We start from the raw sequence: 272 nt of genomic DNA, 5'->3' as shown, positions 1-272 counted from the left end.
CTCGACGTGATCGAACACGACGGCTGGCGCGACCGCGGCCACGGCGACTTCCGCGACATCCGCGGCGTCCTTTGCCACCACACCGCCGGCGGCGGCGCCAACGACTGGCGGATCGTGCAGAACGGTCGCGTCGACCTACCCGGCCCCCTGGCCCAGCTGGTCCTCGAACGCGACGGCACCTTCCGCGTGATCGCCGCCGGTGTCTGCTGGCACGCGGGCCGAGGCTCCTGGCCCGGCTGGCCCACCAACAACGCCAACTACCACGTGATCGG

General features: G+C 72.1%; 1 protein-coding gene. It reads left to right on the top strand.

Annotation, left to right across the window (positions count from 1 at the left end; all coding sequences use genetic code 11):
* Nucleotides 1–6: 6 nt before the first annotated feature.
* A partial coding sequence (locus tag QC180_RS30165) for an N-acetylmuramoyl-L-alanine amidase (RefSeq protein WP_278266259.1) occupies nucleotides 7–272 on the top strand: 266 nt, incomplete at its 3' end.

Source organism: Nocardia anocheti (genome assembly GCF_029675105.1).
In the GTDB taxonomy this organism is placed as follows: Bacteria; Actinomycetota; Actinomycetes; order Mycobacteriales; family Mycobacteriaceae; genus Nocardia.
Note: the sequence above shows the minus strand (reverse complement) of the source record. Positions and strands in the feature narration are given on the sequence as shown.